The following is a 12464-nucleotide window of genomic DNA, read 5'->3' on the forward strand; positions in this document are numbered from 1 at the left end:
CGTGCTCGATGTCGCAGCGGACGCCGGCCTCCCGGTGACCCTCGCCGACGTCGAAGCCGCATACCGTACGCTCGAGGGAGTCATCGCACGGACGCCCATCGAGCAGTCCCGCGCCCTGGGCCGCCTCACAGGTTCTCCCGTGTCCTTCAAGTGCGAGAACCTGCAGCGCGCCGGCTCCTTCAAGGTCCGTGGTGCGTACAACCGCATGGCGAAGCTGAGCGAGGCCGAGCGCGCACGCGGCGTCGTCGCGGCATCGGCCGGCAACCATGCCCAGGGCGTCGCCGTGGCCGCTGCCCGGCTCGGTATCTCCGCCCGCATCTACATGCCCCTCGGCGTCGCGCTGCCCAAGCTCGCCGCGACGCGCGGTCACGGGGCGGAGGTGGTGCTGCACGGGCACAACGTGGACGAGGCGCTCGCGGAAGCGAAGAAGTACGCCGATGAGACCGGCGCCGTCTTCGTCCACCCCTTCGACAACGTCGATGTCGTGGCGGGGCAGGGGACCCTCGGGCTCGAGATCCTGGAGCAGGTGCCGGACGTCGACACCATCCTCATGGGAGTGGGCGGCGGCGGGCTGCTCGCCGGTGTCGCCGTGGCCGTGAAGGCGCGGGCGAAGGAGCTCGGCCGTGAGATCCGCATCATCGGCGTGCAGGCCGAGAACGCCGCGGCCTACCCGCCATCGCTGGCGGCCGATGCGCTCGTGCCCCTGACGAAGGTCTCGACCATCGCGGACGGCATCGCCGTGGGCCGGCCCGGCCAGCTGCCCTTCTCGATCATCCGGGAACTCGTGGACGACGTCGTGACCGTCAGCGAGGACTCCCTCGCCCGCGCGCTCATCTTCCTCCTCGAGCGCTCCAAGATGGTGGTCGAACCGGCCGGCGCCGTGGGGGTCGCGGCGCTGCTCGACGGGAAGCTCACCGAGGACGGCGCGAGCCCGGGCAACACGGTGGTGGTGCTCTCGGGCGGCAACATCGACCCGATGCTCATGCTCAAGGTGATCCAGCGCGGACTCGCCGCCGCGGGGCGCTTCCTCGTGGTGCGCATGCTGCTCGACGACCGGCCGGGCTCGCTCGCCACCATCTCGCGGATCATCGCCGAATCCGATGCCAACGTCACCGGTGTCGACCACACGCGCGTCGGCGGGTCCATCAGCATGGGGGACGTGGCGATCACCATCAACATGGAGACCAAGGGCGACGAGCACTGCGAGCAGGTCCTCAGCAACCTGCGCGCAGAGGGCTTCCAGCCGGTGGTCCTCCGGGGCTGAGGAATGGGACTCCTCGCGCGCCGGGCGCAGGCAGGGCTCGTCACCGTCGTCGGCTTCGTGGCCGTGATGTGGGCCGTGTTCGTGCTGGACGCGGCGCTCGGCAACCTCCTGGTGAGGACCCTGGCCATCGCCCCGCGGCAGGTCGACGGCCTCGACGGCGTGCTCTTCTCACCGCTCCTCCACGGGGGCATCCAGCACCTGGTCGGCAACACCCTGCCCCTGCTGGTCCTCGGCTTCCTCGCCTTCCTCGAGGGTGCCCGGCGCTTCGCCGTCGCCGTCGGTACCAGCTGGCTGGCCTCCGGCATCGGCGCATGGCTGTTCGGCGGAGGGCTGACCATCGGTGCTTCGGGCGTGGTGTTCGGCCTCTTCACGTACCTGGTCACCCGCGGCTTCTACAACCGCGACTGGAAGCAGATCCTGCTCGCCGTCGTCCTGTTCGCCGCGTACGGCTCCCTCCTGTGGGGGATCCTGCCGAGGTTCGGCTCGAACATCTCCTGGCAGGCGCACCTCTTCGGGGCGCTCGGCGGAATCCTCGCCGCGTTCCTGCTCAGACGGAAGAGGCCCGCCCCCGGGGGGACGGACCTCTTCACCGCCTGACCGGCGCGGGACTGCGGAGTCGTCAGCCGGCGTAGGGAGTGGCCGAGATGATCTCGACGGTGATCTGCTTGCCGTTGGGAGCGGCGTAGGTGACGGTGTCGCCGGCCTTCTTGCCCTGGATGGCGGCGCCGAGCGGGGACTTCTCGCTGTAGACGTCGACATCGGTGTCACCGGCCACCTCGCGGCTGCCCAGCAGGAAGTTCTCGACGTCGCCCGCGATCTTCGCGGACACCATCATGCCCGGCTCGACGACGCCGTTGTCCGCCGGAGCCTCGCCGACGTGCGCGTTGTTGAGCAGGTGGGTGAGCTGGCGGATCCGCGCCTCTGCCTTGCCCTGCTCTTCCTTGGCCGCGTGGTAGCCGCCGTTCTCCTTGAGGTCGCCCTCGGAGCGGGCCTGCTCGATCCGGGCGACGATCTCGGTCCGGCCGGGACCGGACAGGTGCTCCAGCTCGCTCTTGAGCCGGTTGTAGGACTCCTGCGTGAGCCAGGCGACGGAGGCGCTGTTAGTGGACACGGGATAACTCCTTAGGTACGGCCCCCATCCGGTCCGGTGGAGGCACTTGGTCACTCGACCGGGTGATGGCGGAGCCATCACCACCGGCAAGCAAACACCCCGCCTCGTGGGACCGGTAGGCCGGTACGCCGGTGAAGCGGGGCGATACGTATCCCTCCATTCTAGAGGGGGGAGGGCCAGATCCCAAGAAGGTCCCGGGGGCCGAGCTCAGTCCTCGACGATCCAGCAGGCGTTGACCCCGCCGGAGACGGCGGGCGAATCCGTGCGGACATCGGTGCGGTGCGCCGTCGTGCCGCCGTCGTTGGCGCCTTCCTCCGCGCTGTTCGGCCCGATGGTCACGACCTTCCAGCCGACCACAGCGTAGTTCTCGCTGAGCACCTGCACGGCACACTGCGCGGTGGCGGAGCGGTCCTTCGTCACCTCGAAGTCCACGCTCGCACGCCCCTCCGAGGCGAGGGAGAACCCGACGTCCTTGGAGGACACATCGGGGCTGCCCGTGGTCAGCGCGACGGCGGCAACGGCTGCCACGGCGGCCAGGACCACCGCCATGACCAGCATCCGCACGCGGCCCATCGGTTTCTTCGGCTTTGGGGTGCCGTAGCGATTGGCTACTCTTGGTGTTGGCGTATAGGCGGAGCTCACGCTCCCATTTTACCGTCCGCCCCGGGCGGCCCATGTGCGGCCGCTCCCTTCCCCGAAGAGCCAGGAGCACGAGTTGCCAAGCCAGGATCATCCCCGCGTGTCGCGTGAGGGCTTCCGCCTCCTCGCGGTCCACGCCCACCCGGACGACGAGTCGAGCAAGGGTGCCGCCACGATGGCGTCCTACGTCGCGGCGGGAGCCGAGGTCATGGTCGCGACCTGCACCGGAGGCGAACGGGGCGACATCCTCAACGCGGCGATGGACGACGACCCCCACGGCAAGCGCGACCTCCCCGGCCTGCGCCGGATCGAGATGGCCCGCGCCGTCGCCGAGCTCGGCGTGCAGCAGCGGTGGCTCGGCTTCACGGACTCCGGCCTGCCCGAGGGCGACCCGCTCCCGGACCTGCCCTTCGGCTGCTTCGCGCTCCAGCCCCTCGAGCACGCGGCCGCGCCCCTCGTGAAGCTCGTGCGCGAGTTCCGTCCGCACGTGATCATCAGCTATGACGAGAACGGCGGCTACCCGCACCCCGACCACATCATGGCGCACCGCATCGCCGTGGAGGCGTTCGAGGCCGCGGGAGATCCGGGACGCTACCCGGGGACGGGCGAGCCCTGGAACGTGTCCAAGCTCTACTACGACCGCGCCTTCAATCCGGAGCGTTTCCGTGCGCTGCACTTCGCCCTCGAGGAGGCGGGCCTCCAGTCGCCGTACGCCGAGCGGCTGGCGCAGTGGCTGGAGGCGGACGCGGAGGGCCACCAGCCCCCCGTCCCCGTCCACCCGACCACCACGCAGATCGACTGCGGCGACTTCTTCGGGAACCGTGAGCGGGCGCTGCTCGCGCACCGGACCCAGGTGGACCCCGAGGGGTTCTTCTTCGCCGTCTCCGTGGAGATGCAGCAGAGGGTCTGGCCGTGGGAGGACTACTCGCTCATCACGTCGCGGGTCGGCACGCAGCTCCCGGAGGACGACTTCTTCGCCGGCGTGACACCCGACGCCTAGGTCCGCGGGGATTTCTATCCCGCGTAGAATTACAGGCGGCGGGCAACCCTGATCCGCTGCGAGCTTCGAAAGTGGTGCATGCGTGTTCCTTGACCTCAGCCTGGCTGCAGCGACGACCCCGTCGGGGGATCCGACGCTGAAACCGGGCCTCGATCCCTCGTCCGTCACCCCCGGGACGCTGGGCTTCCTCGCGACGCTGTTCGTCGTCGTGCTGGTGATCTTCCTGATCCGGGACATGGTCAAGCGCATCCGGCGCGTCCGCTACACCGCCGAGGTGGAGCAGGCCCGCGCCCAGCGGGAGGGTGCTGCGACGGGCTCGGACCCGGACGCGACGGACCTGCAGCGCCCCGCCCGGGGCCCGGACGACGCTGGCCGCGGCATGCCCGGCGGGAAGCACGGACCGGACAACCGCTGACGGCGTGACGGCCGTGGCAGCCGCCGTCGGGCAGGCGGATCAGCCCCCGACCGGGTCCAGGACGGCCAGCGTGATCGCGATGAAGTGCGCTGCGAAGGCAGCCACCGTGAAGGCGTGGAAGAGCTCGTGGAAGCCGAACACACGCAGCGAGAAGTTGGGCCGCTTGATTCCGTAGAACACCGCTCCCGCGATGTAGAGGGCGCCACCCACGCAGATCAGCACCGCGGCAGGTACGTTGGCGGCGAAGAAATCGGGCATGTAGAACACCGAGCCGAGCCCCAGCGCCACGTAGACCGGTACGTAGAGCCAGCGCGGCGCGTCGACCCACAGGTTCCGGAACAGGACGCCCGCGAGGGCGCCGCCCCAGATGATCCAGAGCAGGGTCTGTGCCTGGCCCCGCTCGAGCAGCGCCCAGGCGAGCGGCGTGTAGGACCCGGCGATCACGAGCATGATGTTGGTGTGGTCGAGCCGTTTGAGGACGACCCTCACGCCCGGACTCCAGTTCCCCCGGTGATACACCGCGCTCACGCCGAACAGCAGGACACCCGTCAGCGCATAGATGGCAGAGGCGACCCGGAGGCCCGTCGTCGGCGCGAGGACCACGAGGACGACGCCCGCCGCGACCGCCAGGGGAGTGGCGACGGCGTGGATCCAGCCGCGCCAGAGGGGCTTCGTGGCCATCGCGTCGGCGAGCGGCCCCGCCACTGACGAGACCGCGTCCTCGAGTGCCGTGTCGTGGTGTCCGGCGGGATCCGAGGGGCCTGGAACGGGGGCCGGATGGCGCGGGGTCATGCGGGAATTCTAGCTCAAGCCCCTCGTTGTTACCGGCTGGTAGCACGTGGGGAGGGGCCGGCGGCCCGGGTCGATGCAGGCCGTTGTAAGGCAACTGCCGGTACGGTAGGAAAGGTATCCGGGGCGCAGGCGTCCCGAGTCGAGAATTCCTCCGGCCGAGCCGGAGCATGGATCAGGGGAGGGCAGCCCGGCGTGACGTGGAAGTTCCCGGAAGTCGGCTACAGCTTCTACGAGCGCAGGCTGCAGCGGAACCTGGCCCCCGAGCGCATCCCCCACCACATCGGCGTCATGGTGGACGGCAACCGGCGGTGGGCGAAGCTCGCGGGAGCACCCACGAGCCACGGGCACCAGGCCGGCGCGGACAAGATCCACGAGTTCCTCGGCTGGTGCGAGGAACTCGGCGTCGACGTCGTGACGCTCTACATGCTGTCCACGGACAACATGGGGCGGCCCCAGGAGGAGATCGACCAGCTGCTCGACATCATCGCCAACACCCTGGACCGGCTGGGCGAGAGCAACCGCGTGCGGGTCCAGCCCGTCGGAGCCCTCGACCTCCTGCCGGACGACCTGAGCGCCAAGCTCGTCAGCCTGGCGGCGTCCACGGAGAAGATCGACGGCATCCACGTCAACGTCGCCGTGGGCTACGGCGGTCGGCGCGAGATCGTCGACGCCGTCAAGGAGCTCATGCGCGATGCGGCCGCGAAGGGCATGTCCCTCGAGACGCTGGCCGAGGAGATGACCGACCAGCACATCTCCTCGTTCCTCTACACCCGCGGGCAGCAGGACCCCGACCTCGTCATCCGGACCTCCGGGGAGCAGCGGCTGTCCGGTTTCCTCATGTGGCAGAGCGCCTACAGCGAGTTCTACTTCTGTGAGGCGCTCTGGCCCGATTTCCGGCGCGTCGACTTCCTCCGCGCCCTGCGGGACTTCGGCCGGCGGCAGCGCCGCTTCGGTTCCTGAGAGTTCACCAGCCCTTAACAATCAACACGGGGAAGAGGCCTGTGCCGGATCCCCGCGACGGCGTAGTGTCGAGCCATCGACGGGAGTCCAGAAAACCGTCGACGGAAGGCCGCTGATGACGCCGACGGTGCTGACAGGCATCTCGTACGAGTCGGGGAGGCCGTGCCCGGCCTCCAGGCCGGAGCGAGCAACCCCAACCCTACGAATTCGGGGTGTGCTCACCCCGGAGCGGAGTCCACGTGGCTACAACGAACACCTCGCAGCAGGACGCCACCACCGGTACCCCCGACGCAGCTGGTGCCGCGTCGGCTGAGGAGCGCGACGCAGCGTCGGCCCACCGCCGCAGCTACGTCATCGACACCTCCGTGCTGTTGTCCGACCCCCGCGCCGTCCTGCGGTTCGCGGAACACGAAGTGATCCTGCCCGTCGTCGTCATCACCGAGCTCGAGGGCAAGCGCCACGATCCGGAGCTCGGCTACTTCGCGCGGAAGGCCCTTCGGCTGCTGGACGACCTGCGGGTGGAGAACGGCGGCCTCGACTCGGACGTCGCCCTCGGGGAAGAGGGCGGAACGCTGCGCGTCGAACTGAACCACGTGTCGCCGGAGGTGCTGCCCGTCGGGTTCAGGAGCGGCGACAACGACTCCCGCATCCTCGCGGTCGCCAAGAACCTCGCCGCGGAGGGGCGGAACGTCACGGTGGTGTCCAAGGACCTGCCGATGCGCGTCAAGGCCTCCGCCATGGGACTGCAGGCCGACGAGTACCGCAACGAGTTCGTCAGGGATTCGGGCTGGACCGGGGTGGCGGAACTCGACGCGACCGTGGAGGAGGTCAACGCGCTGTACGACCACGAGGCGGTCTTCACGCCGGCCGCCGCCGAGCAGCCGGTCAACACGGGTGTCATCATGCTCTCGCCGCGGGGCTCGGCGCTCGGACGGGTCGGCGCGGACAAGCAGGTCCGGCTGGTGCGCGGCGATCGCGACGTCTTCGGACTGCACGGCCGCTCCGCGGAGCAGCGCCTCGCCATCGATCTCCTCCTGGACCCCGAGGTCGGGATCGTCTCCCTCGGCGGACGCGCCGGCACGGGCAAGTCCGCCCTCGCGCTGTGCGCAGGCCTCGAGGCGGTCCTCGAACGCCGCGAGCACCGCAAGGTCGTGGTCTTCCGTCCCCTCTACGCCGTGGGCGGCCAGGAACTCGGCTACCTGCCCGGCAGCGAGAACGAGAAGATGAATCCCTGGGCGCAGGCCGTCTTCGACACCCTCGGCGCGCTCGTCTCCCAGGAGGTCGTCGAGGAGGTCATGGACCGCGGGATGCTGGAGGTGCTGCCGCTCACCCACATCCGCGGACGAAGCCTGCACGACTCCTTCGTGATCGTGGACGAGGCGCAGTCCCTCGAGAAGAACGTGCTCCTCACCGTGATGAGCCGCATCGGGCAGAACTCGAAGATCGTCCTGACCCACGACGTCGCGCAGCGCGACAACCTGCGCGTGGGACGGCACGACGGCATCGCGGCCGTCGTCGAGATCCTCAAGGGACATCCGCTCTTCGGGCATGTCACGCTGACGCGCTCGGAACGCTCGCCGATCGCTGCCCTCGTGACCGAGCTGCTCGAGGGGGCGGAGATCTAGCCGGCTGCGGCTGGAGGCCTGGCCGCCGGGTCTCCGGCCCGCCGGCCGGCAGGCGATCCCGGGACGGGTGCAGCTAGCCGACCACCCAGGGAACGTGCCTGGGGACGTCGGTCAGCTCCGGCGGTGCCGCGCGGAAGTAGTCGTCCGTCAGGTACTCGTCCACGCCGAGGATCTGCAGGTCATGACCGGCTCCGCGGAGCGGCCCGTCGAGGGCCGCCGTCGAGACGCACACGGCCGTTCCGACGTCGAGAACCACGCGGGTGCGGCCCCCGCCCACCAGCGGACGGCCCGGCGCTGACGGCTGGTAGGAGGCGTTGGGCGTGACGGTCGCCGCGAGGGCGGGCCTGCCCGCGAACGTCTCCTCCGCGAGGTCGTCCACCTCCACGCGGTTGGCACCGGGAAAGCCCATCGACACGGGCGCGTTGCCCGCCAGTTCCACGGGGTCGAGCATCGAGGACCAGCGCGGATCGCCGAAGGCTGCCTCGCCGTAGTCGGCCTCCGGACGCCGCCGTACCAGGCCGGCGTGGTCGTACACGGGTGTCACGAGGCGTGGCGCCAGGAGCCAGGATTTCCGGGTGGCGCTCACGTACAGTGCGTCGCGGGAGCGCTCGTTGCCGGTCGTCGAATGGAGCAGCGTCCCGTCAGCGGCCTCCACGCGCAGCGCCGCGGGCCTGCGGAGCCAGGCCTTCAGGGGCGGCGGGGTATCGAGTCCCTGGTCCGAGGGCGCACGCCAGGTGATGGTGAAGCGCAGGGTCTCCCAGCGCCAGGGGGAGGAACGGCACAGCGAGCGGAAGGTTTCCGCGGAGGGGGATGCGGAGCTGGAACTGCTCAGGGCAGACATCTGCACAGTGTAGCCGTCCTGCGGTGCGTGCTCCGGGCCCTCGCGTAGCGTGGGACCGTGACCGCCGTGCTCGCTGGATACCTGGGGGAGGAGCCCGCCGCCTTCGGCCTCCTCGCCGGAGCGCTCGCCGCCTTCTCGGTGGTGGGCGCCTGGCTTGCCGTGATCGACTGGCGCACGCACCGCCTCCCCGACCGGATCGTCCTGCCGTCGTATCCGGCGGCGGTCCTCCTGCTCGGAGCAGCCGCCGCGACGGCCGGCGAATGGCACCGCGTCCTCGGGATGCTCGGGGGCGGGGCCGCCCTGTGGATCGGCTTCGCGCTGCTGCACCTGCTGCACCGGCGGGGACTCGGCTTCGGCGACGTCAAGCTGGCCGGGCTGTTGGGGCTCTACCTGGGTTTCGCGGGTGGTGCTCACCTGGTGTGGGGGCCCTTCCTCGCCGTCGTCCTCGGTGGGCTCTGGAGCCTCGCGCTCATCACCGCGCGCAGGGCGACGCTCCGCTCCTCGGTGGCGTTCGGTCCGTTCCTCATCGCGGGAACAGCACTCGCGCTCGCTGGACTACGCTGAAAAGCGTGCCTACTCCCGAATTCGTCGTCGCCCTGCGCCGGAAGATCGGCCATGACCCGCTGTGGCTGCCGGGCGTGGGCGGCGTGGTGTTCAACGACGACGGACACGTGCTCCTCGGGCAGCGTGCGGACAACGGCAGGTGGACCATCATCACCGGCATGGTCGACCCCGGGGAGGAACCGGCCGTGGCGCTCCGGCGGGAGGTCGAGGAGGAGACCGGTGTGGTCGTCGAGGTCGAAGCCCTGCTCGACACCGGGGTCGTCGGGCCCATCACCTTCCCGAACGGGGACGTCTGCACCTTTCTGACCCTCGACTTCCGGTGCAGGTGGGTCAGCGGGACGGCGCGGGTCAACGACGACGAGTCGCTCGACGTCCGCTGGTTCCCGCCGGACGGACTGCCGGCGCTCAATCCGCGCCACCTCGCCCTCGTGCACGCGGCCCGTTCGTTCGACGGCGTCACCCGCTTCGTCTCCTGACCCGCCGGAGCGTCAGGAGCCGGGGCGCTGGGACCCCTCGGCCGGCGAGCCTGCGGGCTGCCCCTCCAGGGGTGCGGGCGCCGGGACACCGGACGCACCGGCGCCGCTGGTCCCGGCGGCACGCTCGCGCTCCAGGCGGATGGCTTCCTCGCCGCCGATGGCCTCGCCGCGCGCCACCATGCCCGAGGTCTCGGACAGGGGGATCTCCCGCAGCAGGAGCGCGAGGACCAGGGCGATTCCGAGGAACGGTACGAGGTAGAGGAATACGGGCGCCAGCGATTCGGCGTAGTCGCTCACGACGGCGTCCCGCACCTGGTCCGGCAGGGCGTTCAGGGCGGCCGGATCCAGGGTCGAGGTCGCCTGTCCTGCGTCCTCGGGGCTCGCGCCGAAGGACGCGAACGTCCCGTTCAGCCGCTCGGTGAGGCGGCTCGTGAAGATCGCCCCGAAGACGGCCACGCCGAGTGCCGCCCCGACCTCGCGGAAGTAGTTGTTGGTGCTCGTGGCGACGCCGATCATGGTCGGGGCCACCGAGTTCTGCACCACCAGGACGATCACCTGCATGATGAGTCCGAGGCCTGCGCCGAAGAAGAACAGCATGGTGCAGATGACCCAGATGGGCGTGGCTGCCGTGAGGGTGGACATCCAGAGGAGCGTCGCGAGCGTCAGCGAGACACCGATGATCGGGTACTTGCGGTACCGGCCGGAGCGCGAGATCGCGATGCCCGAGTAGATGGAGGTGCCCATGAGGCCCACGATCATCGGGACCAGGAGCAGGCCGGAGACGGCCGCCGAGGTGCCCGAGGCCATCTGCAGGAAGGTGGGCATGAAGGCCAGCGCGGCGAACATCCCGAGGCCCAGCGTCAGGCCGATTCCGGTGCTGTTGACGAACGTACGGTTGCGGAAGAGTTCCAGCGGGATGATCGGGTCCTCCGCGCGGCGCTCGACCAGGATGAAGGCGATCACCGAGAGGACCATGCCGGCGCCGAAGGTCCATGTGAGCGGCGAGGTCCAGCCCTCCGCTGCGTCGCCACCGAAGTCCGTGAAGAAGATGAGGCAGGTCGTGGCGACGGACAGCAGGACGACGCCCGGGATGTCGATGCGCCTGGTCGCCTTCTTCGACGGCAGGCGCAGCGTGAACCAGGCGATCGCGAAGGCGGCGACACCGACCGGGATGTTGATGTAGAACGCCCAGTTCCAGGTCAGGTGGTCCACGAAGTAGCCGCCGAGGAGCGGCCCGGCGACGGCGCTGAGGCCGAAGATGCCGCCGAGGGGGCCCATGTACTTGCCGCGCTCGTTGGCGGGCACGATGTCGGCGATGATCGCCTGGGACAGGATCATCAGCCCGCCACCACCGAGTCCCTGGATGGCCCGGAAGATCACGAAGGCCCAGAAGTCGGTGGCGAAGGCGCAGCCGATGGACGCGATGGTGAAGAGCGCGATGGCGAAGAGGAACAGGTTGCGGCGTCCGAGGACGTCGCCGAACTTGCCGTAGATGGGCATCACGATCGTGGTGGCCAGGAGGTACGCCGTCGTGATCCAGGTCTGGTGCTCGACGCCGCCGAGCTGGCCCACGATGGTGGGCATGGCGGTGGAGACGATGGTCTGGTCGAGGCTGGAGAGCAGCATCCCGGCGATGAGGGCCGAGAAGATGATCCAGATGCGCTTCTGCGTCAGGAGGAGCGGGCCGTCCGGCGCCGTCGTTGTACTCATGCTGGTTCCTGGTTCTCGGAGGGGCTGTCGGGGGATACCCGGGGAGCAGGGGAGGTGAAGAGGTAGCGCAGGGCGTCGACCGTGCGGCGGAAGACCTGTGCGTAGGTCAGGTCGTTGCCCTCGGCGAAGAACTCGTCCAGGGACCTGCGGGCGATCTCCCCGAACACGAAGGTGGCCGCCCGGGCGGTCGGGTGGTCTGCGCCCAGGCCTTCCCGGGTGGCGATGAGCCCGGTCAGGAGCTGCGACTTCGACTCCGCCCGGGCGAACATCCGGGCCATGAGCTGCGGCTCCTGGTGGAAGATGGCGTACATGGTCTCGTACTCCTCGCGCGAGATGCCCATCCTGCTGCCGAACTCGACGAACAGGGTGGTGAGGGCGTCGAGGAGTGGAAGCGGCGGGGTGCTCCTGCCGGAGTCGATGAAGTCCGTCAGAAGGTCCTCGGAGAGCCCGTCTTCGGAGTAGCCGAGGATCGCGTCCTCCTTGGAGGGGAAGTAGTTGAAGAACGTCCGGCGGGAGATGCCGACCTCCTCGCACAGCTGTTCCACCGTGAAACCGGTGAGTCCGTGCTCCAGCGTCAGCCGCCGGGCCACCGAGACGAGGGAGGTCCTGGTCTGGCGGCGCTTGCGCTCCCGCAGACCGATGTCCTCATTTGTTGCACTATCATCCACGGAGTACATAATTGCACTCGGGAGGCTAGGGTGCAAAAACGGGGGAGTAGGGCGACGAAAAGGGGCGCACCTGGACTGAACTGCTCCCCGGAAGTTGGACTGAGAAATTCAGTTTCGACTCCCGGGGAGCAGTTTTATGCATGCACGTAGTTCGTTGTCGGTGGAGCAGCGCGAGGCCGCTATAGCGTTGTTCGAGAAGGGCATCGCGGATATGGCGACAGCCAGTTCACTGGGTGTACATCGTAAGCCGGTGGGTCGTTTGTATGAGCGGTGGAAAATTCGTGGTCGAGGAGCGCTGGTGACCAAGCCGAAACAGGTGTATTCGTTCGAGGTCAAGCTCGCCTTGGTGGAGCGGTTCATCGCGGGTGAGACGTCACTGAACCTCGCGACGGAAGCCGG

At 69.3% G+C, this 12464-nt stretch carries 14 protein-coding genes; 8 read left to right on the top strand and 6 right to left on the bottom strand.

What is annotated here, in order from left to right; translation table 11 throughout:
• Position 1: 1 nt before the first annotated feature.
• Together ilvA and ACIQCY_RS14355 are read left to right on the top strand one after the other, a co-directional pair.
• Positions 2 to 1264 (top strand): threonine ammonia-lyase, encoded by a 1263-nt coding sequence (ilvA, locus tag ACIQCY_RS14350; RefSeq protein WP_400484587.1) that lies wholly within the window; start codon positions 2 to 4, stop codon positions 1262 to 1264.
• A gap of 3 nt (positions 1265 to 1267) precedes the next feature.
• A complete protein-coding gene (locus ACIQCY_RS14355) occupies positions 1268 to 1861 on the top strand; it encodes a rhomboid family intramembrane serine protease (RefSeq protein WP_400484574.1) in 594 nt (197 codons plus the stop codon).
• 22 nt (positions 1862 to 1883) lie between these two features.
• On the opposite strand, the gene greA is transcribed toward ACIQCY_RS14355, so the two are convergent.
• Positions 1884 to 2375 (bottom strand): transcription elongation factor GreA, encoded by a 492-nt coding sequence (greA, locus tag ACIQCY_RS14360; RefSeq protein WP_400484575.1) that lies wholly within the window; start codon positions 2373 to 2375, stop codon positions 1884 to 1886.
• 207 nt (positions 2376 to 2582) lie between these two features.
• A complete protein-coding gene (locus ACIQCY_RS14365) occupies positions 2583 to 3017 on the bottom strand; it encodes a DUF4307 domain-containing protein (protein ID WP_400484576.1) in 435 nt (144 codons plus the stop codon).
• Positions 3018 to 3090: 73 nt separating this feature from the next.
• Here ACIQCY_RS14365 and mca point away from each other — a divergent pair, with 73 nt between their 5' ends.
• Positions 3091 to 4014: a mycothiol conjugate amidase Mca gene (mca, locus tag ACIQCY_RS14370; RefSeq protein ID WP_400484577.1), complete on the top strand. Its 924-nt coding sequence runs from the start codon at positions 3091 to 3093 to the stop codon at positions 4012 to 4014.
• A gap of 82 nt (positions 4015 to 4096) precedes the next feature.
• Positions 4097 to 4429: a hypothetical protein gene (locus ACIQCY_RS14375; RefSeq protein WP_400484578.1), complete on the top strand. Its 333-nt coding sequence runs from the start codon at positions 4097 to 4099 to the stop codon at positions 4427 to 4429.
• A gap of 39 nt (positions 4430 to 4468) precedes the next feature.
• Here the strand turns inward: ACIQCY_RS14375 and ACIQCY_RS14380 are convergent, their stop codons facing one another.
• Entirely contained in the window at positions 4469 to 5110 is a 642-nt protein-coding gene (locus ACIQCY_RS14380) for a hemolysin III family protein (protein WP_400484588.1), read from the bottom strand.
• A gap of 303 nt (positions 5111 to 5413) precedes the next feature.
• Between ACIQCY_RS14380 and ACIQCY_RS14385 the strand changes: the two genes are divergently transcribed.
• Positions 5414 to 6181: an isoprenyl transferase gene (locus ACIQCY_RS14385; RefSeq protein WP_400484579.1), complete on the top strand. Its 768-nt coding sequence runs from the start codon at positions 5414 to 5416 to the stop codon at positions 6179 to 6181.
• 353 nt (positions 6182 to 6534) lie between these two features.
• Positions 6535 to 7806, top strand: a complete 1272-nt coding sequence (locus ACIQCY_RS14390; protein ID WP_400484589.1) for a PhoH family protein — start codon at positions 6535 to 6537, stop codon at positions 7804 to 7806.
• 73 nt (positions 7807 to 7879) lie between these two features.
• On the opposite strand, the gene ACIQCY_RS14395 is transcribed toward ACIQCY_RS14390, so the two are convergent.
• Complete coding sequence (locus ACIQCY_RS14395) at positions 7880 to 8647, bottom strand: hypothetical protein (RefSeq protein ID WP_400484580.1); 768 nt, start codon at positions 8645 to 8647, stop codon at positions 7880 to 7882.
• Positions 8648 to 8704: 57 nt separating this feature from the next.
• Between ACIQCY_RS14395 and ACIQCY_RS14400 the strand changes: the two genes are divergently transcribed.
• Together ACIQCY_RS14400 and ACIQCY_RS14405 are read left to right on the top strand one after the other, a co-directional pair.
• Positions 8705 to 9211 (top strand): prepilin peptidase, encoded by a 507-nt coding sequence (locus tag ACIQCY_RS14400; RefSeq protein WP_400484581.1) that lies wholly within the window; start codon positions 8705 to 8707, stop codon positions 9209 to 9211.
• A 5-nt stretch (positions 9212 to 9216) separates the two neighbouring features.
• Positions 9217 to 9687 carry an NUDIX hydrolase gene (locus ACIQCY_RS14405; protein WP_400484582.1) on the top strand — a complete coding sequence of 157 codons (471 nt, stop codon included), beginning with the start codon at positions 9217 to 9219 and terminating at the stop codon, positions 9685 to 9687.
• Between the two features lie 12 nt (positions 9688 to 9699).
• Here the strand turns inward: ACIQCY_RS14405 and ACIQCY_RS14410 are convergent, their stop codons facing one another.
• Together ACIQCY_RS14410 and ACIQCY_RS14415 are read right to left on the bottom strand one after the other, a co-directional pair.
• Entirely contained in the window at positions 9700 to 11397 is a 1698-nt protein-coding gene (locus tag ACIQCY_RS14410) for an MDR family MFS transporter (RefSeq protein WP_400484583.1), read from the bottom strand.
• Positions 11394 to 12065 (bottom strand): TetR/AcrR family transcriptional regulator, encoded by a 672-nt coding sequence (locus ACIQCY_RS14415; protein WP_400484584.1) that lies wholly within the window; start codon positions 12063 to 12065, stop codon positions 11394 to 11396. The genes ACIQCY_RS14410 and ACIQCY_RS14415 overlap by 4 nt, the downstream gene beginning before the upstream one ends.
• Between the last annotated feature and the right edge of the window lie 399 nt (positions 12066 to 12464).

It is taken from the genome of Arthrobacter sp. NPDC092385 (assembly GCF_044755105.1).
Lineage (GTDB): Bacteria > Actinomycetota > Actinomycetes > Actinomycetales > Micrococcaceae > Arthrobacter_D.